General features: G+C 55.5%; 21 protein-coding genes. 15 read left to right on the top strand and 6 right to left on the bottom strand.

Features of this window, described 5'->3' with window-relative positions:
* Window positions 1–12 precede the first annotated feature (12 nt).
* The gene (locus INT84_RS20220) at window positions 13–408 is read left to right on the top strand and encodes a DUF423 domain-containing protein (protein ID WP_176920916.1); all 396 of its coding nucleotides are present in this window, start codon (window positions 13–15) and stop codon (window positions 406–408) included.
* Entirely contained in the window at window positions 401–1,501 is a 1,101-nt protein-coding gene (gene rlmM / locus INT84_RS20215) for a 23S rRNA (cytidine(2498)-2'-O)-methyltransferase RlmM (RefSeq protein WP_194208241.1), read from the top strand. The genes INT84_RS20220 and rlmM overlap by 8 nt, the downstream gene beginning before the upstream one ends.
* 43 nt (window positions 1,502–1,544) lie before the next feature.
* On the opposite strand, the gene xni is transcribed toward rlmM, so the two are convergent.
* From xni to queF, 5 genes are all read right to left on the bottom strand, one after another.
* Window positions 1,545–2,300, bottom strand: coding sequence for a flap endonuclease Xni (gene xni, locus INT84_RS20210; RefSeq protein WP_194208240.1), 756 nt, complete (start codon window positions 2,298–2,300; stop codon window positions 1,545–1,547).
* A gap of 178 nt (window positions 2,301–2,478) precedes the next feature.
* The gene (locus INT84_RS20205) at window positions 2,479–3,846 is read right to left on the bottom strand and encodes an L-serine ammonia-lyase (RefSeq protein ID WP_194208239.1); all 1,368 of its coding nucleotides are present in this window, start codon (window positions 3,844–3,846) and stop codon (window positions 2,479–2,481) included.
* Between the two features lie 52 nt (window positions 3,847–3,898).
* Window positions 3,899–5,188, bottom strand: coding sequence for an HAAAP family serine/threonine permease (locus INT84_RS20200; protein WP_194208238.1), 1,290 nt, complete (start codon window positions 5,186–5,188; stop codon window positions 3,899–3,901).
* Between the two features lie 457 nt (window positions 5,189–5,645).
* Window positions 5,646–7,010, bottom strand: a complete 1,365-nt coding sequence (ppnN, locus tag INT84_RS20195; protein ID WP_194208237.1) for a nucleotide 5'-monophosphate nucleosidase PpnN — start codon at window positions 7,008–7,010, stop codon at window positions 5,646–5,648.
* A 114-nt stretch (window positions 7,011–7,124) separates the two neighbouring features.
* A complete protein-coding gene (queF, locus tag INT84_RS20190) occupies window positions 7,125–7,970 on the bottom strand; it encodes an NADPH-dependent 7-cyano-7-deazaguanine reductase QueF (RefSeq protein WP_194208236.1) in 846 nt (281 codons plus the stop codon).
* 68 nt (window positions 7,971–8,038) lie between these two features.
* Between queF and syd the strand changes: the two genes are divergently transcribed.
* From syd to INT84_RS20150, 8 genes are all read left to right on the top strand, one after another.
* Entirely contained in the window at window positions 8,039–8,584 is a 546-nt protein-coding gene (gene syd / locus INT84_RS20185) for a SecY-interacting protein (RefSeq protein WP_194208235.1), read from the top strand.
* 634 nt (window positions 8,585–9,218) lie between these two features.
* Window positions 9,219–9,548, top strand: coding sequence for a YqcC family protein (locus INT84_RS20180; protein WP_194208234.1), 330 nt, complete (start codon window positions 9,219–9,221; stop codon window positions 9,546–9,548).
* Window positions 9,548–10,327, top strand: a complete 780-nt coding sequence (gene truC / locus INT84_RS20175) for a tRNA pseudouridine(65) synthase TruC (protein WP_194208233.1) — start codon at window positions 9,548–9,550, stop codon at window positions 10,325–10,327. Before INT84_RS20180 ends, truC begins: the two co-directional genes overlap by 1 nt.
* 15 nt (window positions 10,328–10,342) lie before the next feature.
* The gene (locus tag INT84_RS20170) at window positions 10,343–10,792 is read left to right on the top strand and encodes a flavodoxin (protein WP_194208232.1); all 450 of its coding nucleotides are present in this window, start codon (window positions 10,343–10,345) and stop codon (window positions 10,790–10,792) included.
* Between the two features lie 423 nt (window positions 10,793–11,215).
* Window positions 11,216–12,568: an MFS transporter gene (locus tag INT84_RS20165; protein ID WP_194208231.1), complete on the top strand. Its 1,353-nt coding sequence runs from the start codon at window positions 11,216–11,218 to the stop codon at window positions 12,566–12,568.
* A 2-nt stretch (window positions 12,569–12,570) separates the two neighbouring features.
* A complete protein-coding gene (locus INT84_RS20160) occupies window positions 12,571–13,911 on the top strand; it encodes an enolase C-terminal domain-like protein (protein ID WP_194208230.1) in 1,341 nt (446 codons plus the stop codon).
* Window positions 13,912–13,928: 17 nt separating this feature from the next.
* Window positions 13,929–15,269, top strand: a complete 1,341-nt coding sequence (gudD, locus tag INT84_RS20155) for a glucarate dehydratase (RefSeq protein ID WP_194208229.1) — start codon at window positions 13,929–13,931, stop codon at window positions 15,267–15,269.
* A 79-nt stretch (window positions 15,270–15,348) separates the two neighbouring features.
* The gene (locus tag INT84_RS20150; RefSeq protein WP_194208228.1) at window positions 15,349–16,491 is read left to right on the top strand and encodes a glycerate kinase; all 1,143 of its coding nucleotides are present in this window, start codon (window positions 15,349–15,351) and stop codon (window positions 16,489–16,491) included.
* A 39-nt stretch (window positions 16,492–16,530) separates the two neighbouring features.
* On the opposite strand, the gene barA is transcribed toward INT84_RS20150, so the two are convergent.
* Window positions 16,531–19,278, bottom strand: coding sequence for a two-component sensor histidine kinase BarA (gene barA / locus INT84_RS20145; RefSeq protein WP_194208227.1), 2,748 nt, complete (start codon window positions 19,276–19,278; stop codon window positions 16,531–16,533).
* 57 nt (window positions 19,279–19,335) lie between these two features.
* On the opposite strand from barA, the gene rlmD reads away from it, so the two are divergent.
* The 5 genes from rlmD (at window position 19,336) to mazG (ending at window position 24,651) form a co-directional block, all read left to right on the top strand.
* Window positions 19,336–20,634: a 23S rRNA (uracil(1939)-C(5))-methyltransferase RlmD gene (gene rlmD / locus INT84_RS20140; protein ID WP_194208226.1), complete on the top strand. Its 1,299-nt coding sequence runs from the start codon at window positions 19,336–19,338 to the stop codon at window positions 20,632–20,634.
* Between the two features lie 52 nt (window positions 20,635–20,686).
* Complete coding sequence (gene relA / locus INT84_RS20135; protein ID WP_176919386.1) at window positions 20,687–22,924, top strand: GTP diphosphokinase; 2,238 nt, start codon at window positions 20,687–20,689, stop codon at window positions 22,922–22,924.
* Between the two features lie 171 nt (window positions 22,925–23,095).
* Window positions 23,096–23,383, top strand: a complete 288-nt coding sequence (locus tag INT84_RS20130; protein WP_228066374.1) for a type II toxin-antitoxin system ParD family antitoxin — start codon at window positions 23,096–23,098, stop codon at window positions 23,381–23,383.
* The gene (locus tag INT84_RS20125) at window positions 23,349–23,645 is read left to right on the top strand and encodes a type II toxin-antitoxin system RelE/ParE family toxin (RefSeq protein ID WP_194208225.1); all 297 of its coding nucleotides are present in this window, start codon (window positions 23,349–23,351) and stop codon (window positions 23,643–23,645) included. The genes INT84_RS20130 and INT84_RS20125 overlap by 35 nt, the downstream gene beginning before the upstream one ends.
* A 214-nt stretch (window positions 23,646–23,859) precedes the next feature.
* Entirely contained in the window at window positions 23,860–24,651 is a 792-nt protein-coding gene (gene mazG, locus INT84_RS20120; RefSeq protein ID WP_194208224.1) for a nucleoside triphosphate pyrophosphohydrolase, read from the top strand.
* Window positions 24,652–24,680: the final 29 nt, after the last annotated feature.

The following is a 24,680-nucleotide window of genomic DNA, read 5'->3' as shown; positions in this document are numbered from 1 at the left end:
TAGGGTAATAACATGACCAGCCGTTTTATGCTGATTTTTGCCGCCATTAGCGGTTTTATTTTTGTGGCGCTGGGCGCGTTTGGTGCCCACGTGTTAAGTAAATCAATGGGCGCTGTTGAAATGGGCTGGATCCACACCGGCCTTGAATATCAGGCGTTTCATACGCTGGCAATTTTCGCGCTGGCGGTGGCGATGCAGCGTCGTATTAGCATCTGGTTTTACTGGAGCAGCGTATTTCTGGCGCTGGGAACCGTCTTATTTAGCGGCAGCCTCTATTGTCTGGCGCTCTCGCATTTGCGCCTGTGGGCGTTTGTGACGCCGGTTGGCGGCGTCTGTTTTCTGGCTGGCTGGGCGCTGATGTTAGTGGGTGCGATTCGCCTGAAGCGTAAGGGCATTGTTCATGAATAAGCTGATTTTATTGTGCCGCTCCGGGTTTGAGAAAGAGTGCGCAGCGGAAATCACTGACAAAGCGGGCCGCCGTGAAATCTACGGCTTCGCGCGAGTAAAAGAAAATTCAGGTTACGTCATTTTTGAATGTTATCAGGCTAATGAGGCTGACAAACTGGCGACGGAATTACCTTTCAGTTCGCTGATTTTCGCCCGCCAGATGTTTGTTGCCGGTGAGCTGCTGCAAAATTTGCCACCGGAAGATCGTATTACGCCGATTGTTGGCATGTTGCAGGGCGTGGTGGAGAAGGGCGGCGATCTGCGTGTTGAAGTCGCGGATACCAATGAAAGCAAAGAGCTGATGAAGTTCTGCCGCAAGTTTACCGTGCCGCTGCGTGCCGCGCTGCGCGAGGCGAAAGTGCTGACCAGCTATGAATCGGCAAAACGTCCGGTGGTACACGTTTTCTTCATTGCGCCGGGCTGCTGCTATACGGGCTACTCTTACAGCAATAACAACTCCCCGTTTTATATGGGTATCCCACGCCTCAAGTTTCCGGCCGATGCGCCGAGTCGCTCCACGCTTAAACTGGAAGAGGCGTTGCATGTGTTCATCCCTGCCGATGAGTGGGACGAGCGTCTGGCTAACGGTATGTACGCGGTCGACCTCGGGGCATGCCCCGGTGGCTGGACCTATCAACTGGTCAAACGCAATATGTGGGTTTATTCAGTCGATAACGGTCCGATGGCGCAGAGCCTGATGGATACCGGTCAGGTCACCTGGCTGCGTGAAGATGGCTTCAGGTACAAACCGACGCGTAATAATATTTCGTGGATGGTCTGCGATATGGTCGAGAAGCCCGCTAAAGTCGCGGCACTAATGGCGCAGTGGCTGGTTAACGGCTGGTGCCGGGAGACCATTTTTAACCTTAAGCTGCCGATGAAAAAACGTTATGAAGAGGTATCGCATAATCTGGCGTATATCGAGGGAAAACTGAGCGAGAACGGCATTAACGCTCAGATCCAGGCGCGTCAGCTTTATCATGACAGGGAAGAGGTGACGGTGCATGTACGTCGCATCTGGGCCGCAGCTGGGGGGCGTCGCGACGAGCGGTAGAGTTTCCGTCGCCCTTTCGCGAAACGTCAGGGCGACGATAAGATTACTTGCGCAGCCGAAGCTGCTGCAAATTGCCGTCAATCTGTAAATCTGAACGTAACCGCGCAATATCCCGGCAGATAAAGGCCATTTCGCGGTTCTCTTCCAGTTTCTTACGCCACTTCTGCGGCACCTCATCAAGGCGGGCGTAAATCTCTTCCAGCGTTTTAAATTCCGTCAGCAACTGCGTGGCGCTTTTCGCACCAATGCCTGCCACGCCCGGCACTTTCGAACTGCTGATACCGGCAAGCCCCCAGTAGTCGGGCAGTTGCTCCGGCGTAACGCCAAATTCGGCGGCGATGAAGGGGGCATCCAGCCAGCGTTTCTGGAAGTAATCACGAATGCGAATAGTCGGGGAAAGCAGCTGGCAGTAGCCTTTATCGGTCGAAACGATTGTGGCCTCATGCCCGGCCTGCGCCACTTTGACGGCCAGCGTGGCGGCGAGATCGTCGGCCTCGTTGCCTGCGGATCCCCAACTGCGCACGCCGCTGCGGGCAAAGGCGGCGCGAAGCTGCGGCATTTCACTATGCAGATCGTCAGGCATCGGTGCCCGGCCAGCCTTGTAGTCAGGCAGTTTCTGATGACGCCAGCTCACGTTGCGTGTTTCGTCATCAAAGACCGCCACCGCGTGCGTCGGCTGGCTATGAACAATCAACTGTTCGAGGGCGTGCTGGCAGGCATCTACGCACGGCGATCCCTGTACCGCATGAATACGGCGGATCAGATTCAGCGCATCGACAATAAGTAAATGAACGGCCACGGGTATCCTCCTTTAAACCTGGCGTCAGGGTATCACCGTGAAGCAGGAGAGGCTATAAAGCGAGAATAAATCAGGAAGATGCCTCGCAAAACGAGGCATCAGAGCGTTGGCAAAGCGGCTTCTCAGGGGAGACGGCGGGATCGTGTTCCGTTACCCACGGAAAGCGCCATTGCCACCGTTAATCGCAGGTCACAATTTTCATTGCCAGCCCGCCGCGCGAGGTTTCACGGTATTTGGCGTTCATGTCCTTACCGGTCTCGTACATCGTCTCAATGACTTTATCGAGACAGACGCGCGGCTCGCTGGTGCGACGCAGCGCCATGCGGGCGGCGTTCACCGCTTTTACCGCAGCAATCGCGTTACGCTCAATGCACGGCACCTGTACCTGACCGGCCACCGGATCGCAGGTCAGACCGAGGTTGTGCTCCATGCCAATCTCTGCGGCGATGCACACCTGACCGGGACTGCCGCCGAGCAACTCCGTCAGACCCGCCGCTGCCATTGAGCAGGCCACGCCGACCTCGCCCTGACAGCCGACTTCCGCCCCGGAAATGGACGCGTTCATCTTATACAGCGAGCCAATCGCACTGGTGACCAGCAGGTAGCGGGCCAGCGAGTTGGCATTCACTTCGCGGATAAATTTATCGTAATAGGCCAGCACGGCCGGAACGATGCCACACGCGCCATTGGTCGGCGCAGTCACCACCCGTCCCCCGGCCGCATTTTCTTCGTTGACGGCCAGCGCGAACATATTGATCCAGTCCACCACCGCCATCGGATCGCTGGTGGTTTTATCCTGGCTAACCAGCATCCGGCGCAGGGCGGCGGCGCGACGAGGCACCCGTAACTTGCCCGGCAGAACGCCTTCGGTAACGCTGCCATGCTCAATTCCGCCGCGCATCACGTCCCATACGTTATTGAAGTGCTGTTCCAGCTCTTCTTTGCTGTGCAGGGCAAGTTCGTTCTGCATCATCAGGCCGGAGAGTGACAGGCCGCTGTCACGACAGTGCTGCTGGAGATCCGCTGCGGTTTTGTACGGATACGGCACGCTGACCGGCGCATCGGAAGAGTGGCCGAAGTGCGCTTCATCGACGATAAAACCACCGCCGATGGAATAATAGGTTTGGCTATACACCGCGTTTTCCCCGGCCAGGGCGGTAATACGCATCCCGTTTTCATGCAGCGACAGGTTGTCGGCATGAAAATTCATGCACTGGTCGACCGGGAACTCCACTTCATGTTCGCCGTTCGCCAGCAGCAGGCGTCCGTGGGTATTCACATCCTGGATAAACGCCGGGATGGAGGCAATATCCACGCTATCTGGCAAGTTTCCCGCCAGCCCCATAATAATGGCGATATCGGTATGGTGGCCTTTACCGGTCAGAGAAAGCGAGCCGTAGACATCCACCACCACGCGGGTGACATCGAACAGCAGGCCCTGAGCAATCAGGTCGTCGGTAAACTGTTTGCCCGCTTTCATCGGGCCGACGGTATGCGAACTGGAGGGGCCGATGCCGATTTTGAAAATATCGAAAACGCTAATCATAATGCGTCCACTGAGGTAATGAAGCGCGCCATCCGAAGATGGCGCGAGGGAGTTAACTGAACAGGGAGTAGAAAATCGCAGACATGGCGACCAGACCCATCAGTACCACAAAGGCGTTGCTGATGTGGCCGCTGTATTTACGCATGGCCGGGACTTTCTGAATCGCGTACATCGGCATCAGGAACAGGATCATGGCGATAATCGGCCCACCCAGCGTTTCGATCATGCCGAGGATGCTTGGGTTCAGCGTTGCCACAATCCAGGTCGTAACCAGCATAAACAGCGCGGTAAGGCGGTTCAGTTTGTTGATCTCAATAGACTTACCTTTACCACGCAGGGTCTTAATAACCATGCCGTTAAAGCCTTCACGCGCGCCGAGATAGTGGCCGAGGAAGGATTTGGTGATGGCAATCATCGCAATGATCGGAGCCATCCAGGCAATCAGCGGCGCGTTAAAGTGGTTCGCCAGGTAAGACAGGATAGAGATGTTCTGCGCTTTGGCTTCCGCCAGGTCCGCCGGGGAGAGGCTCAGCACGCAGCTAAACACGAAGAACATCACCGTCAGCACCATCATGATGTGGGCGAAGGCCAGAATGCGGGAACATTTCTTCTCTGCGTCCACGCCATACTCTTCACGTTTTGCCACGGCAAAAGAGGAGATGATCGGCGAGTGGTTGAAGGAGAAAACCATCACCGGGATCGCCAGCCACAGCGTCATCCACAGGCCGTTACCGGTAGGGGTAACAGACTCGAAAGAGAACGAATCGAATGCCGCGCCGCTCCACTGCGGGATCAGGTACAGCGCCAGCAGCATCAGGGCGAAGACAAACGGGAAGACCAGGATGCTCATCGCCTTAACAATCATCTGCTCGCCGAAGCGCACGATGGTCATCATGCCAACAATCAGAATTAACGACAGGATCGCACGCGGCGGCGGGGTCATCATCAACTGGTGCGTCATAAAGCTTTCGACGGTGTTGGTGATGGCGACGCTGTAGACCAGCAGGATCGGGTAGATAGCGAAGAAGTAGAGCAGGGTAATCAGTTTACCTGCGCCGATACCAAAGTGCTCTTCTACCACCTCGGTAATATCTTCACCCGGATTTTTACCGGACAGCACGAAGCGGGTCAGGCCACGGTGCGCAAAGAAGGTCATGGGGAAGGCAAGGATCGCCATGATAATCAGCGGGATCATCCCGCCAACACCTGCGTTGATTGGCAGGAACAATACGCCCGCGCCAATCGCCGTGCCGTAAAGGCCCAGCATCCACATGGTATCTGTTTTACGCCATGTACTCTGCGCTTTGGCAGAGGTGATGGTGCTGGTTTGAGTGGTTTCCATCTGTTTCTCCTGAGGAAGCTAAAATTCAATTTACTGGTCAAATTCAATGCAAAATTGGGTATGTGTAGTATGAAATTCGTCAGGTAAGCGATTTTTTATAATTTTTTGCCGTAACTATTTTCGCGGCGAAAGATACATTTATGTTATCAATGCATCAGTGATCCCGATCGCAATTACAATAATCTACTTCTTATGTGTGGTTATTTAGACCATTTATCTGCCATTTTTTACCCATATAGAGTTTATGGGCGCAAAGGCTAGCATCCGCAGGATGCTTTTTGAAAGTCATTGAGAGAACTAACGATATATGCACTGTAAAAAGCGCATTTGATGGCGTTTTGGCTGGCTTTAATATAATTAAATCAAATAAATCACCGTCATTATCCCCGGTTAATGGGGGCAGGAAGCGTAATAAAACGGCAAGGAATAAGGGCGACCTATGGGTCGCCCTGAAGGATCATTTGCAGATTTCGTAGCAGGGGATGTAGGCGGAGCCGGGGAGCTTCATACGATGTTGCGCGACAAAGCCCTGGAGCAGGTCGTCCATACGGCGCATCATCTCGCTGTCGCCGTGAATTTTGTAAGGGCCGTATTTCTCAATCGCCCGAATGCCGACTTCTTTGACGTTACCCGCGACGATACCGGAGAAGGCGCGGCGTAGATCAGCCGCCAGGACCTCGACCGGCTGGTCCGGGTACAGTTTCAGGTTCGCCATGTTTTCATGCGACGGTTCGAACGGCAACTGAAGGTCCGGTGCAATACGGATTGACCAGTTAAAGCTGTAGGCGTCGCCAGTTTCACGGCGGCACTCTTTCACCAGCGGCATCGCTTTTTTCATCTGCCGCGCCACTTCGGCGGCATCATCAATGATGATTTGATAGTGACGACGGGCCGCCTCGCCCAGCGTACTGACAATAAACTCATCCAGCACGCGGAAGTAGTCGGCGCTCTCTTTCGGCCCGGTGAGGATCAGCGGCAGAACCTGATCTTTGTTGGCCGGATTCATCAGAATGCCCAGCAGATAGAGCAGCTCTTCCGCCGTCCCCACGCCGCCGGGGAAGATAATGATCCCATGTCCAATGCGCACAAACGCTTCAAGACGCTTTTCGATATCGGGCATGATGATCAGTTCGTTGACCAGCGGGTTTGGCGGTTCAGCGGCAATAATGGACGGTTCGGTCATGCCGATAAATCGCCCGTCTTTATAGCGCTGCTGCGCATGGCCGACCGCCGCGCCTTTCATCGGCGCTTCCATCGCGCCCGGTCCGCAGCCGGTGCAAATATTCAGCTCGCGCAGACCCAGCTGGGTGCCGACGCGGCGTGCGTACAGGTACTCTTTTTCGTTGATCGAGTGACCGCCCCAGCACACAACCATGCTCGGCGCTTCGCCAACGTGCAACGCACGGGCGTTGCGCAGGATCGAGAACACCAGGTTGGTGATGTGAGCCGAGCTTTCCAGATCGAGATCGGGATAACGAACGGTGTTGTGGATCTGGCCGTAGACGAAAAGGATATCGCGCAGGACGGCGAACAGGTTGGCCTGTAACGAGCGGATAATTTGCCCGTCAACAAACGCCTCTTCCGGTGGATTGATTAACTCAAGTTTGACCCCGCGCTCGCGGCGCAGGACGTTGATATCGAAATTCTCAAAACGTGACAGCAACTCTTTACTGTTATCGGTGAGACTCCCTGAGTTAAGAACGGCAAGTGAACAGTTACGAAACAGTTGATAAATATCGCTGCTGGCCGTGCGTTTAAGCATGTCAACTTCCAGCTGCGACAACATATCCATTGAGCCAAGGGGGCTTACATGTGTAATCAAGTGAACTCCTTATGGGGCGATAATCGCCGCTCCCTGTGATTACAATAGCCCCCGTAGCCCGGTTTTCACAACCCGCGATCGGGGCAAGATCGCAGTTATACACAAAATAATCGTCTACTGACGTACCAGCCTGCCGGTCGCAGGTGAGAAGTTGGTGTTTGTACGCCAGGGGTTAATATCCAGTCCGCCCCGGCGCGTATAACGCGCGTAAACGCTGAGCGTTTCCGGCTGGCAGAAACGCTGAATATCATTAAAAATGCGCTCCACGCACTGCTCGTGAAACTCATTGTGATGGCGGAACGAGACCAGATAGCGCAGTAGCTTTTCCCGGTCGATGGCCGGGCCGCGATACTGGATTTGCACCGAGCCCCAGTCCGGCTGATGGGTGATCAGGCAGTTGGATTTCAGCAAATGGCTGACCAGCGATTCTTCCACCACCTCGCCGCCAGCCGCATTTTTGAGAAAATCGGCGTTAAATTCATAGCTCTCAATCTCAATATCCTGATCGTCGATGCACACACCGTTGAAGGGCGCGATAGGCTGGCCTTCCAGTTCATCAAGATGATACAGCGTGACCTGGACGTTGCCCTGCGCGCAGGCGCTTAAATCACGCGTCAGCGTGGCCTGGACGTCATCCCAGCTGGCAAAACGCGTCTGGTTAAAACTGTTCAGATAGAGCTTAAAGCTTTTCGACTCCACCAGGTTGAGGCTGGCGTAGTCGAGTTGTACCTGGCCGACCGCGACCTGCGGCACGCCTTTCGCGTTCAGCCACGAGAGTTCATACAGCGTCCAGATATCCCCGCCGTGAAAGGGCAGATTGTCCGCTCGCAGGCCCAGCGGATCGCGATTCAGGCTTCTTGGCACGCCCTGTAATAGCGTCGCGTCGTAGGTGTCACGGTAACGGGTGGTTTTACCGAGGGTCAGGCCGGAAAGCGCCTGATGGTTTTCATAGGAAGACATGTTTCACCGTTATAAAGCAGGTACACTATCGCACAAGTGTATCCTGGCCGACGTAAAGAGAGAAATCAGTGGACCCACAAACTGCACAGGCGCTGAAAGCGTTTACCCAACGTTATTGTGATGCATGGCGGCATGAGCATACCAGCTGGCCGCAAAGTGAGGAGCTGCACGGCGTGCCTTCACCCTGTATTGTTTCCTCCACCGACCATGTGGTGCTCTGGCAACCGCAGCCTTTTGACGGCGAACCTGGCCTCAACGCGGTTGAACGGGCGATGGATATTGTGATTCAGCCCTCAGCGCAGGTTTTTTATACGACGCAATATGCTGGTGACATGCAGGCGCGTCATGGTGCAGAAACATTCACGCTGCTGCAAACATGGAGTGCGGATGATTTCCGTCGCGTTCAGGAGAATCTAATCGGCCACCTGGTAACCCAGAGACGCCTTAAGCTTTCACCGACGCTCTTTATTGCAACGCTTGATAGCGAACTGGAGGTCATTTCGGTGTGTAATCTGCGTGGTGAGGTGGTACAGGAGTCGCTGGGAACCGCGAAACGTCGCGTTCTCGCCCCTTCGCTTACGGATTTTCTTAGCCAACTTGAGCCAGTGTTGTAAGCCATTGCCCTGGGTAGTCTGTAAGAGATCTCTCACACGGCTTGTGAGAGATCGCAGAGAATATGTTCTTCCATAATTTGTTCAGATCATGATTAATACAATATTAATCATAGAGATAGTTTTTCCATTACCGCTTTTAAGTAAAACTTTTCTTAAGGCATTGTCTTAAGACTAGTTGTAAGACGCTAAGGAATAGACGATTCTATGTCCGTCGACAGGGAGTCGCAAACGAAGCGAACATCAGGATGATGACGCTTCACAGGGACACACCAGGACGGTGCTTCAGGGAAGGCTTCAGGATGAAGTTAAGGGATATGCAGGACGCATAGTAAGGACACCTCCAGGAAGGAGAAAGTGAGCCGGACAGGATGCCCGGTGGGTCAGGATGGCCAGGGACTCACTTAAGGAAAAGTGTTATCGCATCGGGGTGGTGTGAGCAGGACGCAGTGTTTACGGATGAACAGGTCAGGAGACCAACAGGAAAAGTTGTCATGGATGAGCAGGGAGCATCATAAAAAGTAGCGGGATAGCTGCGAAACGAACCGGGGGGCACTGTTTAACAGTGCCCCCTTTTTTTGTTTCTGCGTAACTAATGCTATTCTTCGCGCCAGATTTTAGAGCCTGTGAGGTTTCCATGACACTCCACGATAGCGTGCGTGAGCAGTTGCATATCATCGAAGCGCTGCTGCGTAAACACGACTACTGGCAGACCAGCGTGCCGGACGCCAGCGCGTTTGAAAGCACTCAACCGTTCTGTATGGATACGCTGGAGCCGCTTGAATGGCTACAGTGGGTGCTTATTCCGCGGATGCACGCGCTGCTGGAAAGCGGCCAGCCGCTGCCGCAAAGTTTTGCCGTTGCGCCCTATTATGAGATTGCCCTCGACGCCAGCCATCCGCTGCGTGATGAAGTGGTATTCGAACTTCAGCAACTGGATGCCTTTTTTATGGACGATAACGCCTGATGCTGGAGATCCTCTGGCAGGACGAGTGGCTGGTGGCGGTCAACAAACCCGCCGGCTGGCTGGTACATCGCAGCTGGCTGGATCGCGATGAAAAAGTCGTGGTGATGCAGACGGTGCGCGATCAGATTGGGCAGCATGTTTTTACCGCACATCGTCTGGATCGGCCCACCTCCGGCGTGCTGCTGATGGGGCTGTCAAGCGAGGCCGGACGACGGCTGGCTCAGCAGTTTGAGCAGCACCAAATCCAGAAACGCTACCATGCCATCGTGCGCGGATGGCTGACGGATGACGCGGTGCTGGATTATCCGCTGGTCGAAGAGCTGGATAAAATCGCCGATAAATTCGCTCGTGAGGATCGGGAGCCGCAGCCTGCGGTAACGCGCTATCGCGGGCTGGCAACCGTTGAAATGCCCGTTGCCACCGGGCGCTACCCGACGACCCGCTATTCGCTGGTCGAACTGGAACCGAAAACCGGGCGTAAGCATCAGTTGCGTCGCCATCTTGCCCATCTGCGCCACCCGATCATCGGCGACAGTAAACACGGCGACTTGCGGCAGAACCGCAGCGCGGCGGCCCATTTTGGCTGTCAGCGTCTGATGCTGCACGCCAGTCAACTCACGCTGACGCATCCCTTTACCGGCGAGCCGCTGATCCTGCGCGCCGGGCTGGACCCGGTGTGGATGGACGCGCTTACCCATTTCGGCTGGCGCACGCTTCTCCCCGATAATGAAAGGGTTGAGTTTCCGCCAGATACCTACCAGGATAGTGCAGACGCATAATCAGGGAGTTAACAAATGGCGGAGATTGGGATTTTTGTCGGCACCATGTACGGTAACGCGCTACTGGTGGCGGAAGAGGCTGAGGTTACCCTTAATGAGCAGGGGCACCACGCCCGGGTGTTTGAAGATCCACAGCTGGCGGACTGGCAGCCTTATCAGCAAGGCTACGCGTTAGTGGTGACTTCCACCACCGGACAGGGCGACCTGCCGGACAGCATTGTGCCGCTGTATCAGGGGATCCACGATAAACTCGGCCATCAGCCGAACCTGCGCTATGGCATTATCGCGCTGGGTGACAGCACCTATTCGCACTTCTGCGGCGGCGGTAAAAAGTTCGACCAGCTGCTTCAGGAGCAGGGCGCTCAGCGTATCGGCGAGGTGCTGATGATTGATGCCAGCGAAGATCCCGAACCTGAAACGGTGTCTGGCCCCTGGGTGGAACAGTGGGGCGCGTTGCTAAAATAGAAGCGTTTATAGCCAGACTAAATCGAGTTAGCTTCATGCAAATGCCAGTAAAACCCTTTGCAATAAAGGGTTTTTACGGGCAGTTACCCCACGTCAAGCGAGCTATTTCACACTCCTGCAACCCCCATTTCCTCACCCGGCGTTAATACGCGTTTGATTTTCATTTCCGTGAAGTACCGCCCACTGCGTTGTGCTAAAGCCATAAATCCCCGTTTGAGCCCTGATGAATGCTGTGCGCATGCACGGTGAGACCCCACCGCTCTCGTCATACACTTTTCTGGCTAGTCAAAAAAGAGCAGTAAAACGGGCGATTACGACCCTTAGTGAAAAAACTGCGAAAACGCTAATACGTCATTCTGATTACCCTACGGTTGTGCTGTTCAGAATGAGCGTAGCTACAGGCTATGATTCAGGAGTACAACAATGAGTTCATTAAGCAATACGGCGAGCGCCGCTGAAAAGCGGACTAACGCTCGTTACTGGATAGTGGTGATGCTGTTTATCGTCACCTCGTTTAACTACGGCGACCGCGCCACGCTCTCTATCGCTGGCTCCGAGATGGCGAAAGATATCGGGCTCGATCCGGTAGGCATGGGATACGTCTTCTCCGCCTTTTCCTGGGCATATGTTATTGGTCAAATACCGGGCGGCTGGCTGCTCGACCGTTTTGGCTCAAAACGCGTTTATTTCTGGTCCATCTTTATCTGGTCGATGTTTACCCTGCTACAGGGTTTCGTCGATATCTTCAGCGGCTTCGGCATTATCGTCGCGCTGTTCACCCTGCGCTTCCTGGTTGGCCTGGCAGAGTCGCCATCCTTCCCCGGCAACAGTCGCATCGTGGCGGCCTGGTTCCCGGCGCAGGAGAGGGGAACGGCGGTCGCCATTTTTAACTCCGCGCAGTATTTTGCCACCGTCATCTTCGCCCCGATCATGGGCTGGTTAACGCATGAAGTGGGCTGGTCGCACGTCTTCTTCTTTATGGGCGGACTGGGCATCATCATCAGCTTTATCTGGCTGAAAGTGATTTATGAGCCAAATCAGCATCCGGGCGTGAACAAGAAAGAGCTGGAGTATATTGCTGAAGGCGGCGCGCTGATCAATATGGATCAGAAGAGTACCAAACAAAAAGTGCCGATGAGCGTCAAGATGGCGCAGATCAAACAATTGGTCGGGTCACGCATGATGATCGGCATCTACCTTGGTCAATATTGTATTAACGCCTTAACCTACTTCTTTATCACCTGGTTCCCGGTCTATCTGGTGCAGGCGCGCGGGATGTCAATTCTGAAAGCGGGATTTGTCGCCTCGATTCCGGCGATCTGCGGTTTTGTTGGCGGCGTGCTGGGCGGGATTATTTCCGACTGGCTGATGCGTCGTACCGGCTCGCTGAATATTGCCCGTAAAACGCCTATCGTGCTCGGTATGTTGTTATCGATGGTGATGGTGTTCTGTAACTACGTCGAAACCGAATGGATGATTATCGGCTTTATGGCGATGGCGTTCTTCGGTAAAGGTATCGGTGCGCTGGGCTGGGCAGTCATGGCGGATACCGCGCCGAAGGAGATCAGCGGTCTTTCCGGCGGTCTGTTCAATATGTTCGGCAACATCTCCGGTATTGTGACGCCTATCGCTATCGGTTACATCGTCGGCACAACCGGCTCCTTTAACGGCGCGCTGATTTACGTCGGTATTCACGCGCTGGTGGCGGTACTCAGCTATCTGGTACTGGTCGGCGATATCAAACGTGTCGAACTGAAACCCGTAGTGGAGAGGTAACCATGACAACGCAATCAAGTCCTGTTGTAACGGATATGAAGGTCATTCCGGTGGCCGGTCATGACAGTATGCTGCTGAACATTGGCGGCGCGCATAATGCGTACTTCACCCGTAATATCGTGATGCTGACGGATAACGCCGGGAACACCGGCGTAGGCGAAGCGCCCGGCGGTGAGGTGATCCTGAAAACGCTGACCGATGCCATTCCAATGGTGGTGGGTCAGGAAGTGGCGCGTCTGAACCAGGTGGTACAGCGCGTCCACAAAGGCAACCAGGCGGCGGATTTCGATACCTTTGGTAAAGGCGCGTGGACCTTCGAACTGCGGGTGAATGCGGTTGCCGCGCTTGAGGCGGCGCTGCTTGACCTGCTGGGCAAAACCCTCAACGTGCCGGTATGCGAACTGCTCGGGCCGGGGAAACAGCGCGATGCGGTAACCGTGCTCGGTTATCTGTTTTACGTTGGCGATCGGACTAAAACCGATCTGCCCTACCTGGAAAGTACGCCGGGCAATCATGAGTGGTATCACCTGCGCCACCAGGAGGCGCTGAACAGCGAGACGGTAGTGCGTCTGGCAGAGGCGTCACAGGATCGCTACGGTTTTAAAGACTTTAAGCTCAAAGGTGGCGTGCTACCGGGAGAGCAGGAAATTGATACCGTTCGCGCGCTGAAAAAACGCTTCCCGCAGGCGCGCATTACCGTCGATCCGAATGGTGCATGGCTGTTGGATGAAGCAATTGCCTTATGTAAAGGACTGAACGATGTGCTGACCTACGCCGAAGATCCGTGCGGTGCCGAGCAGGGCTTTTCCGGCCGCGAAGTGATGGCTGAGTTCCGCCGCGCCACCGGCCTGCCCGTTGCCACCAATATGATCGCGACCAACTGGCGTGAAATGGGGCACGCGGTGATGCTCAACGCCGTCGACATTCCGCTGGCCGACCCGCACTTCTGGACGCTCTCCGGCGCGGTGCGCGTGGCGCAGCTGTGCGATGACTGGGGGCTAACCTGGGGTTGCCACTCCAATAACCATTTTGATATTTCACTGGCGATGTTTACCCACGTTGGCGCGGCAGCGCCGGGTACGCCGACCGCCATTGATACCCACTGGATTTGGCAGGAGGGAGATTGCCGCCTGACCAAAAATCCGCTGGAAATAAAAGACGGCAAAATTGCCGTCCCGGACGCGCCAGGGCTTGGCGTGGAGCTGGACTGGGAGCAGGTACAGAAAGCGCATGAAGTTTATAAAAAGCTTCCTGGCGGCGCGCGCAATGATGCGGGCCCGATGCAGTATCTGATCCCCGGCTGGACATTTGACCGTAAACGTCCTGTTTTCGGCCGTCACTGATTAAAAAGGATGAAACAATGACTTCGCAAACTTCTACCCCTGTCGTCACTTCCATGCAGGTTATCCCGGTCGCCGGGCACGACAGTATGCTGATGAACCTGAGCGGTGCGCACGCCCCTTTCTTCACCCGCAATATTGTCATCATTAAAGACAATTCGGGCCACACCGGGGTGGGCGAAATTCCCGGCGGCGAAAAAATCCGTCAGACTTTGGAAGACGCGGCTCAACTGGTCACCGGTAAAACGCTGGGCGAATATAAAAATATTTTAACGGCGGTACGCAATAACTTCGCCGATCGCGATGCGGGTGGCCGCGGGTTGCAGACCTTCGATCTGCGCACCACCATTCACGTGGTCACGGGTATCGAAGCCGCGCTGCTGGATCTGCTGGGTCAGCATCTGGGCGTTAACGTCGCGTCGCTGCTGGGCGAAGGCCAACAGCGTAACGAAGTTGAAATGCTGGGCTACCTGTTTTTTGTTGGTAACCGTAAAGCGACGCCACTGCCGTACCAGAGCCAGCCGGATGAAAAATGCGACTGGTATCGCCTGCGTCACGATGAGGCTATGACGCCGGCGGCTGTGGTGCGTCTGGCGGAAGCGGCGTATGAAAAATACGGCTTCAACGATTTCAAACTCAAAGGCGGGGTGCTGGCGGGCGACGAAGAGGCGGAGTCCATCGTGGCGCTGGCAAAACGTTTCCCCGAAGCGCGTATCACCCTCGATCCGAACGGTGCGTGGTCGCTCAATGAAGCGATTAAAATCGGTAAATACCTGAAGGGATCGCTGGCCTACGCGGAAGATCCATGCGGCGCGGAGCAGGGCTTCTCCGGGCGTGAAGTGATGGCGGAATTCCGTCGCGCTACCGGCCTGCCGACGGCAACCAACATGATCGCGACCGACTGGCGGCAGATGGGGCATACGCTGTCACTGCAATCGGTGGACATCCCGCTGGCGGACCCGCATTTCTGGACCATGCAGGGCTCGGTTCGCGTGGCGCAGATGTGCCATGAGTTTGGCCTGACGTGGGGCTCGCACTCCAATAACCACTTTGATATTTCGCTGGCGATGTTTACCCATGTCGCTGCGGCTGCGCCGGGCAAAATCACTGCCATCGATACCCACTGGATCTGGCAGGAAGGTAACCAGCGGCTGACGAAGGAACCGTTCCAGATCAAAGGCGGAATGGTGCAGGTGCCGACGAAACCGGGCCTCGGCGTGGAGATCGATATGGATCAGGTGATGAAGGCGAACGAGCTGTATCAAAAACACGGTCTGGGCGCGCGTGATGACGCGATGGGGATGCAGTATCTGATCCCCAACTGGACATTTGATAATAAGCGCCCGTGCATGGTACGCTAACCTCTGCGGGACCGGTCCCATGATACCGGTCCTTCTCCCGGCTTACGCGTAACAACGTCAACATGCAAAAGGATGCTTTATGAAAATAGTGATTGCACCGGACTCGTATAAGGAAAGTTTGAGCGCGCTTGAGGTGGCAACCGCCATTGAGCGTGGTTTTCGTGAAATCTGGCCTGAGGCCGATTACGTAAAACTTCCGGTTGCAGACGGCGGTGAAGGCACCGTTGACGCCATGATTGCCGCCACTCAGGGACGGCTGATCCATGTTGATGTTACCGGCCCGCTGGGAGAGCAGGTTAATGCGTTCTATGGCATTTCCGGCGACGAGCAGTGCGCTTTTATTGAAATGGCGGCGGCGAGCGGGCTTGAGCAGGTTCCGCCCGCACAGCGTAATCCGCTAAAAACGACCTCCTGGGGAACCGGCGAGCTGATCCGTCATGCGCTGGATAACGGCGTCCGGCACATTATTATCGGTATTGGCGGCAGCGCCACCAATGATGGCGGGGCCGGTATGGTTCAGGCGCTGGGTGCAAAACTCCTCGACCAGGACAATAACCCTATTGCGCCCGGCGGCGGTGCGCTGGAGACGCTGGCGCGCATTGATATTCGCGAGCTGGACAGCCGTCTGGCCGACTGTCACATTGAGGTCGCCTGCGACGTCAGCAATACGCTGATCGGCGAAAAGGGTGCCTCGGCGGTGTTTGGTCCGCAGAAAGGGGCGACAAAAGAGATGATCGCGCGGCTGGATAGCGGGCTGGAACACTATGCTCAGCTTATTGCCCGCGATCTGGATATTCAGGTGCTTGAACTGGCAGGCGGTGGCGCGGCGGGCGGTATGGGCGCGGGCCTGTATGCGTTTTGCGGCGCACAGCTGCGTCAGGGTATCGAAATTGTTACCGACGCGCTGAAACTGGATGAGCAGATCGCCGATGCCGATCTGGTGATCACCGGTGAAGGGCGCATTGATAGCCAGACTATTCATGGCAAAGTGCCGGTTGGCGTCGCCCGCATTGCCAAACGCTACAACAAACCGGTGATTGGTATTGCCGGTAGCCTTACCGCCGATGTTGGCGTGGTACATGAACACGGTCTGGATGCGGTATTCAGCGTTATTTATACCATCTGCACGCTGGAAGAGGCGCTGGACAACGCGGCGGAGAATGTGCGGATGAGCGCGCGAAATATTGCCGCCACGCTCAAAGCCGGGCAGAGCCTGGCATAAATTCAACGGGCCGGGATCCTCCGGCCTATATCGCTGGCGTTAACCTGACGCGAGCACCTTTTCCGCTTCCCGCGTAACGTTCTCCATTTCATCCAGCAACTCCAGCAGTTCAGGCTCCAGCTCCGCAGCCGGTGTCCCGCTGCGCAACTGTTGTTCAATCAGCTGGCACAGGTTTTTCAGGCAGGGAACGCCGCTGTAGCCGCAGCTGCCGTGCAATTTATGGATAATATCCACCAGATGCATCTCCTCGCCCGCGAGCTGGCGATTAACGTTCTGACGAACTTCCTCCAGGAACTGCACCAGCATCTGTAGCATTTCACGGGCGAGATCGGCTTTGCCCGCCGCCTGACGTAGCGCCAGCTGCCAGTCCAGGGTGACGTTCTGATTAACGGGTATCTCCACCGTCTCCGGTGGCTTAACGGCAATATGCGGACCGGGCTTATAGCGCAGCAGCAACTGATGCAGCTTGCTCTCTTCAATCGGCTTCGCCAGATAATCGTTCATCCCGGCGCTTAATAGCTTTTCGCGTTGACCAGCCATCGCGTGCGCGGTGACGGCGATGACCGGGGTTTGCTGCTGGTGAGGCAGCTGGCGGATAAGTTCGCAGGCGCGTATGCCGTCCATTTCCGGCATCTGGATGTCCATCAGGATCACATCGAATGGCATCTCTTTTGCCCGATTGACCGCCTGCTGACCACTGTCGCAAAGCTCGACGTGCTGCACCAGATCGTCCAGCAGCGCGCCGATTAGCTTCAGGTTGGCGGGATTATCATCCACCGCCATCACCGACATCGCCAGTTTTTTATCTTCGACGGCAGGCACCAGCACCTGATTAATACGGCAATACTCCATCAGGGCGGGGAGCAGGCGGACCGAGGTCAGGGGCTTCAGCAGGCAGGCCGCCGCGCCGTCCTGCTTCAGCGCTTCGGCATTGACCTGCGCATGGCAGGGCAGCGCCAGCAGCAGGTAATCGGTCATCTTACGGGCGCGAATCAGCTTGTCATGGTGCATGCTCAATTCGCGAATAGAGACCGGCACCCCGGCCAACAGGATATCGTAGTGATCCTCCGGCAGAGCGGCGAACGTTGGGCTGTAGATCACCTCCAGCGGCGTAGAGGCCAGCAGATCCATCGTCGACTGCGCGGCGGTGGCGTTGGCCTCAATATAGGCAAGGCGTTTTCCAACCAGATAGTGCGTTACCGGGGGCTCAGAAATCACATTAGGATTCAGATCCAGGCTAACGTGGAACCAGAAGGTCGACCCGCGATTCGGCTGGCTGTGAAAAGAGATATCGCCGCCCATCTCGTTGACCAGCCGCTGAGTGATCGCCAGGCCCAGCCCGGTGCCGCCGTGACGGCGCGAAATGCTGGCGTCGGCCTGACGAAACGCCTGGAACAGCCGCGACTGATCGGCTTCCGGAATGCCTATGCCGGTATCGCGGATCTGGATCTCTAACTGAACGTTGGTGTTACTCACCGCCCGCTTATCGACAATGACGTCAATATTACCGTGCTCGGTGAATTTAATGGCGTTGCCCAGCAGGTTGGTGATCACCTGTTGCAGACGTAGCGGATCGCCGATGACGTTATCCGGTACGTCATTTTTAATACTTAACGTCAGCTCCAGCCCTTTATCATGCGCCGAGTGCGCCAGCAGCGTCACCACCTCATCCAGCAGGTTGCGCAGCGGGAAGGGTATGCTTTCCAGCAGCAGCTTTCCGGCCTCCAGCTTGGAGAAGTCGAGCACGTCATTAATGATCGTCAGCAGGTTATTTGCCGAACGCTCAATGGTGTTGAGGTGATCGCGCTGGGTCGGATTCAGTTCGGTTTTCAGCGTCAGGCGGGTAAAGCCGATAACGCCGTTCAGCGGCGTGCGCAGCTCGTGCGACATATTAGCCAAAAACTCGGATTTAATGCGCGCCGCTTCCTGGGCGCGTTTTTTGGCAAGGCCCAGTTCAACGTTCTGGATCTCCATCTGCTCAAGCGTTTCACGCAGATCGGACGTCGCCTGATCGACGTTATGCTGCATCTCTTCATGGTAGGCCGCCAGCGACATCGCCATGGAGTTAATGCCGTTCTTCAGCATATCCAGTTCGCCCAGCATAAAACCTTCGACGCGACTGTCCAGCTGGCCGCGGCGAATGCGGTCCACGGTATTTACCATATTGCGAATAGGGCTGGTGACGTCGCGCATCAATCGCCAGCCAAACACCAGCGCGATGCCGATACAAAACAGTATCATCATGCTGGAGATAAAAATCTCTTTATATTGCTGTAGCCGTACTGATTTGAGATCCAGTTCCAGCGCCACATAGCCCAGCATATTATTCGCCGTTTTGGCGTCCGAAATGGGGGACTCGTCAGGCGAGTAGCTCTCAGAAAGGATCGGCGTGCGTAAGATCATCGTGTCACCCTGTCGCAGCACGCTGAGGCTACGCGGCAAGGCGTCTCCTTTTGGCAGCCGCAGCACCCCGGGGTCGAGGTGAGAATTCGAGGTGACAAAGAGCTGGTTATGCTCATCATAAACGGATATCGCCCGTACAATTTCCGAATGGCGACGATGCAACACGCTAATAAGCTGGCCAATCGATTCGCGGTTTTGCAGATTCATTCCGTATTCGCTGGAGACCGCCAGAGGCTCAATAATACTGGCACCGGCGTCTTCAAGCTGACGCTGCAAGTCGTTATAGCGATGCACGACAAAAAAGATACTCAGCAGCAAACCGATCAGGACGGTAGGGGCCAGGATCAAAATCATCATGCGAGCGCGCAGGCTGTAGTTGGTCATGGAGTTCCGTTATGGGACAATTAGCGTCATTATGTTTGATTGAGAAAAATCTCTACGATGGCGCAATTCTACTCTGCAAAACGGCGCGTGACGACGCGTCAGATCATAACTGTGACGGTAAATGACCTGGACCCTTTCGGCCAGGGCGTCGCGCGCCACAACGGTAAAACCTTATTTATTCCGGGCTTACTGCCTCAGGAAAGCGCGGAAGTCGTTATTACCGACGATAAAAAACAGTATGCCCTCGCGCAGGTAAAACGGCGGCTGAACGAGAGCACCGAGCGTGTTACGCCCCGCTGCCCGCACTTCGGCGTGTGCGGCGGCTGCCAGCAACAGCATGCGAGCGTTGACCTGCAACAGCGCAGCAAACGCGCGGCGCTCGCCCGGTTAATGAAACGCGAGGTCGACGAGATCATTGCCGGCGCGCCTTGGGGATACCGGCGGCGTGCGCGGCTTAGCCTGAACTGGCAGCCGAAAACGCAGCGCCTGCAAATGGGGTTTCGTAAAGCTAACGCCAGCGACATCGTTGATATTACGCAATGCCCCGTATTGACGCCCCGTCTTGAGGCACTGCTTCCTTTGGTGCGCGAGTGTCTGACCAGCCTGACGTCGGCGCGTCACCTCGGCCATGTCGAACTGGTGCTGGCCGATAACGGCCCGCTGATGGTGCTACGCCATATCGCACCACTTAGTGCTGCCGATGTCGAAAAACTGGAACGCTTTTCGCATTCTCAGGACCTTGCGCTGTACCTTGCGCCACAAAGCGAGATACTGGAACCGTTAACGGATAAAGAGCCGTGGTATCAATCAGAAGGGCTACGCTTAACGTTTAGCCCGCGGGACTTTATTCAGGTCAACGACGGCGTTAATCAGCAGATGGTGGCCACCGCCCTGGACTGGCTGGACATTCAGCCCACCGATCGCGTGTTGGATCTGTTCTGCGGCATGGGCAACTTTACGCTACCGCTGGCGCAGCGTGCGGCAAGCGTCGTTGGCGTGGAAGGCGTGGCGGCGCTGGTGGCGAAAGGTCAGCAAAACGCCGCACAAAATGAATTGCATAATGTGACGTTTTTTCATGAAAATCTTGAAAAGGATGTTACACAACAGCCGTGGGCACAACACGGTTTTGATAAAATACTGCTCGATCCGGCGCGCGCAGGCGCACCCGGCGTCATGCAGCATATTATAAAATTAGCGCCGCGCCGCGTGGTGTATGTTTCCTGCAATCCTGCGACGCTGGCACGTGACAGCGAGGCGCTGCTTGCAGGAGGGTACCACATCCGGCGACTGGCAATGCTGGATATGTTCCCGCACACTGGGCATCTGGAATCAATGGTGTTGTTTGAGCATCAATAAATAGCGTTGGCTTGCCGAATCCGGCAGGCCCGGTCCCTGAAAGGAGAGGACGATGGTTGCGGTAAGAAGTTCACATATGAATAAAGAGGGTGAATTTGACCCGAAAAAATGGATCGCCAGTCTGGGATTATCCAGCCAGCAGTCGTGTGAACGCTTAGCCGAGACCTGGGCCTACTGTCGTGAACAAACGCAGGGGCACCCTAACGCCAATCTCCTTCTCTGGCGCGGCGTGGAGATGGTCGAAATCCTCTCTATGCTGAGCATGGACATAGACACCCTGCGCGCGGCGCTGCTGTTCCCGCTGGCGGATAACAACGTTGTCAGCGAGGAGGCGTTGCAGGAGGCCGTGGGTAAGCCGGTGGTGCTGCTGATCCACGGCGTGCGCGATATGGCGGCAATCCGCCAGCTCAAGGCCACCCATACCGATTCCGTCTCCTCCGAACAGGTGGACAACGTGCGGCGGATGCTGCTGGCGATGGTGGATGACTTCCGCTGCGTGGTCATCAAACTCGCCGAGCGGGTAGCGCATCTGCGCGATGTGAAAGACGCGCCGGAAGATGAGCGCGTACTGGCTGCCAAAGAGTGCACCAACATTTACGCGCCGCTGGCGAACCGGCTGGGCATCGGCCAGTTGAAATGGGAGCTGGAGGACTACTGCTTCCGCTATCTGCATCCGGCGGAGTACAAACGCATCGCTAAACTGCTGCACGAGCGCCGTCTCGACCGCGAGCAGTACATTGATGAATTCGTCGGCCATCTGCGCGCCGAGATCAAAACCGAAGGCGTGAAGGCGGAAGTGTACGGTCGACCTAAGCACATCTACAGCATCTGGCGCAAAATGCAGAAGAAGCATCTTGCCTTTGACGAGTTGTTTGACGTGCGCGCGGTGCGCATCGTGGCCGAGCGGCTACAGGATTGCTACGCCGCGCTGGGAATAGTACATACTCACTATCGCCACCTGCCTGATGAGTTCGACGACTACGTCGCTAACCCAAAACCTAACGGCTATCAGTCCATACATACCGTGGTGCTGGGGCCGGGCGGTAAAACCGTCGAAATTCAGATCCGCACCAAACAGATGCATGAAGATGCCGAGCTGGGCGTCGCTGCGCACTGGAAATACAAAGAAGGCGCTACCGCGGGCGGCGTGCGTTCCGGGCATGAAGACCGGATTGCCTGGCTGCGTAAGCTGATCGCCTGGCAGGAGGAGATGGCGGATTCCGGTGAATTGCTCGACGAAGTGCGCAGCCAGGTCTTTGACGATCGCGTCTATGTCTTTACGCCGAAAGGCGACGTGGTGGATCTCCCCGCAGGCTCCACGCCGCTGGATTTCGCCTACCACATTCACAGTGATGTGGGGCATCGCTGCATCGGGGCAAAAATCAGCGGACGCATCGTGCCCTTTACCTACCAGTTGCAGATGGGCGATCAGATTGAAATTATCACTCAGAAGCAGCCCAACCCAAGCCGGGACTGGCTGAACCCGAACCTCGGCTACGTCACAACCAGCCGGGGCCGCGCCAAAATCCACAACTGGTTCCGCAAGCAGGACCGGGATAAAAATATTCTCGCCGGACGGCAGATCCTCGACGATGAGCTGGCGCATCTGGGCATCAGTATGAAAGAGGCCGAGAAATTCCTGTTGCCGCGCTACAACTTCAACGAGATTGAGGAACTGCTGGCGGCCATTGGCGGCGGGGACATCCGCCTTAACCAAATGGTCAATTACCTGCAAGCGCAGTTTAATAAACCGAGCGCGGCGGAGCAGGATGCGGCGGCGCTTAAGCAGCTTCGGCAGAAAACCTACGCGCCGCAGAACCGTAGCGGTAAAGACGACGGTCGCGTGGTGGTGGAGGGCGTCGGCAATCTGATGCATCACATCGCCCGCTGCTGCCAGCCGATCCCGGGCGATGAGATCGTCGGCTTTATTACCCAGGGACGCGGCATTTCCGTGCATCGTGCGGATTGCGATCAGCTGGCAGAGCTGCGCTCGCACGCGCCGGAACGTATCGTGGACGCGGTCTGGGGCGAAAGCTACTCGGCAGGCTATTCGCTGGTGGTGCGCGTCACCGCCAACGATCGCAGCGGCCTGCTGCGCGACATCACCACCATTCTGGCGAACGAGAAGGTTAACGTGCTGGGCGTCGCCAGCCGCAGCGACACCAAACAGCAGCTTGCCAGCATCGATATGACGATTGAGATCTATAACCTTCAGGTCCTGGGCCGGGTACTCAGCAAGCTGAACCAGGTACCGGACGTGATTGATGCGCACCGGTTGCATGGGGGGTAACATCCGCGCGAAGGTGGCTGCACTAACGTAGCGGCTTTACTATTTCATTTCAGTAGAGCCGCTACATAGCAACGTCATCCCCGGTGTAATAACAACGGCGGATGCATTTTGACGTACATTCCATTTCCGGTGTACTCTTATGTAAGATTTATACTTACAGTGGAGGCTGTTATGGCCAGAACAATGACAGTAGATCTTGGTGATGAGCTACGGGAGTTTATTGAATCGCTTATTGAAGCAGGCGATTACAGAACACAAAGTGAAGTTATCAGGGAATCTCTTCGCTTGCTGCGGGAAAAACAGGCTGAGTCGCGGCTTCAGGCATTGCGTGAACTTCTGGCTGAAGGGCTGAACAGTGGTGAACCGCAAGCCTGGGAAAAGGATGCCTTTTTACAAAAGGTAAAATCAGGGATGAGCAAAACAGATGAGATCGGTAAAGTTAACACCAAAGGCCAGTGACGATCTGGAAAATATCTGGCATTACGGCTGGCAGCATTTTGGCGAAATACAAGCCGATCGATATATTAATCATCTGTCAGAAATATTCAGCATGATGAGTGCCAATAACATTGGCACGCCTCGACCTGAACTGGGTGAATACATTTATGCCTTACCGTTTGAAAGGCATATTATCTATTTTATACAATCAGTTACGGAAACTATCGTGATACGTATTCTGAGCCAGAACCAGGATGCTGGCAAGCATGTAAATTGGTTATAGCCTTTTATTTAAAAAATAAGTTATACCCTATGTGATATTGATTAAGGTTTTATGTGTCTATTGCAGTTGTGTTGAACGGAGGCTTGCCGAAAAGCAAGCCTCCGGTATGGCGGGATTAAAATAAAAGCGATTGGGATGATTCATAGCGAATGCGTCAGGTGGATACGTTACAATCTCCTCCATTGTGCATAACCGATTAAAAATGATGACAACAATGACGCAAATAGACCGCCTGCTCTCCATCATGCAACGCCTGCGCGACCCGGAAAACGGCTGCCCGTGGGATAAAGAACAGACCTTCGCCACTATCGCCCCTTATACCCTGGAAGAAACCTACGAAGTGCTGGACGCCATTGCCCGCGAAGATTTTGACGATCTGCGCGGCGAGCTGGGTGACTTGCTGTTTCAGGTGATCTTCTACGCCCACATGGCGCAGGAAGAGGGGCGCTTTGATTTTAATGATATCTGCGCGGCGATTAGCGACAAGCTGGAGCGCCGTCACCCGCATATTTTTGGCGATGCCGCGGCGGGAAACAGCGACGAGGTGCTGGCGCGCTGGGAACAAATCAAAAGCGACGAACGGGCGAAAAAAGCGCAGCACTCCGCGCTGGACGACATTCCCCATACCTTCCCGGCCCTGATGCGGGCGCATAAAATCCAGAAGCGCTGCTCCACGGTAGGCTTTGACTGGACCTCGCTCGGTCCGGTTCTGGATAAAGTCCACGAAGAGATTGACGAGGTGATGCAGGAAGCGCAGCAGGCCGTTGTCGATCAGGCCAGAGTGGAAGAAGAAATGGGCGATTTACTGTTTGCGACGGTCAATCTCTCCCGCCATCTTGGGGTCAAAGCGGAAGTGGCGCTGCAAAAAGCCAACCTGAAATTTGAGCGACGTTTTCGCGAAGTTGAGCGTATTGTGGCCGCACGTGGCCTGGAAATGACTGGGGTTGACCTGCAAACGATGGAAGAGGTCTGGCAGGAAGTAAAACGCCAGGAATATGATCTCTAACGGTTTTCGCCGTCAGGCGCGATTTGTGT

It is taken from the genome of Superficieibacter sp. 1612_C1 (assembly GCF_015234305.1).
Taxonomy (GTDB): domain Bacteria; phylum Pseudomonadota; class Gammaproteobacteria; order Enterobacterales; family Enterobacteriaceae; genus Superficieibacter.
This window is presented reverse-complemented; position numbering and strand designations above follow the sequence as displayed.

Coding starts and splice junctions, on each gene's coding strand:
- INT84_RS20220 (WP_176920916.1), top strand. CDS start 13: ATGACCAGCCGTTTTATGCTGATTTTTGCCGCCATTAGCGGTTTTATT.
- rlmM (WP_194208241.1), top strand. CDS start 401: ATGAATAAGCTGATTTTATTGTGCCGCTCCGGGTTTGAGAAAGAGTGC.
- INT84_RS20205 (WP_194208239.1), bottom strand. CDS start 3,846: ATGATTAGCGTTTTCGATATTTTCAAAATCGGCATCGGCCCCTCCAGT.
- INT84_RS20200 (WP_194208238.1), bottom strand. CDS start 5,188: ATGGAAACCACTCAAACCAGCACCATCACCTCTGCCAAAGCGCAGAGT.
- queF (WP_194208236.1), bottom strand. CDS start 7,970: ATGTCTTCCTATGAAAACCATCAGGCGCTTTCCGGCCTGACCCTCGGT.
- INT84_RS20180 (WP_194208234.1), top strand. CDS start 9,219: ATGACACTCCACGATAGCGTGCGTGAGCAGTTGCATATCATCGAAGCG.
- truC (WP_194208233.1), top strand. CDS start 9,548: ATGCTGGAGATCCTCTGGCAGGACGAGTGGCTGGTGGCGGTCAACAAA.
- INT84_RS20170 (WP_194208232.1), top strand. CDS start 10,343: ATGGCGGAGATTGGGATTTTTGTCGGCACCATGTACGGTAACGCGCTA.
- INT84_RS20165 (WP_194208231.1), top strand. CDS start 11,216: ATGAGTTCATTAAGCAATACGGCGAGCGCCGCTGAAAAGCGGACTAAC.
- INT84_RS20160 (WP_194208230.1), top strand. CDS start 12,571: ATGACAACGCAATCAAGTCCTGTTGTAACGGATATGAAGGTCATTCCG.
- gudD (WP_194208229.1), top strand. CDS start 13,929: ATGACTTCGCAAACTTCTACCCCTGTCGTCACTTCCATGCAGGTTATC.
- INT84_RS20150 (WP_194208228.1), top strand. CDS start 15,349: ATGAAAATAGTGATTGCACCGGACTCGTATAAGGAAAGTTTGAGCGCG.
- barA (WP_194208227.1), bottom strand. CDS start 19,278: ATGACCAACTACAGCCTGCGCGCTCGCATGATGATTTTGATCCTGGCC.
- rlmD (WP_194208226.1), top strand. CDS start 19,336: ATGGCGCAATTCTACTCTGCAAAACGGCGCGTGACGACGCGTCAGATC.
- relA (WP_176919386.1), top strand. CDS start 20,687: ATGGTTGCGGTAAGAAGTTCACATATGAATAAAGAGGGTGAATTTGAC.
- INT84_RS20130 (WP_228066374.1), top strand. CDS start 23,096: ATGGCCAGAACAATGACAGTAGATCTTGGTGATGAGCTACGGGAGTTT.
- INT84_RS20125 (WP_194208225.1), top strand. CDS start 23,349: ATGAGATCGGTAAAGTTAACACCAAAGGCCAGTGACGATCTGGAAAAT.
- mazG (WP_194208224.1), top strand. CDS start 23,860: ATGACGCAAATAGACCGCCTGCTCTCCATCATGCAACGCCTGCGCGAC.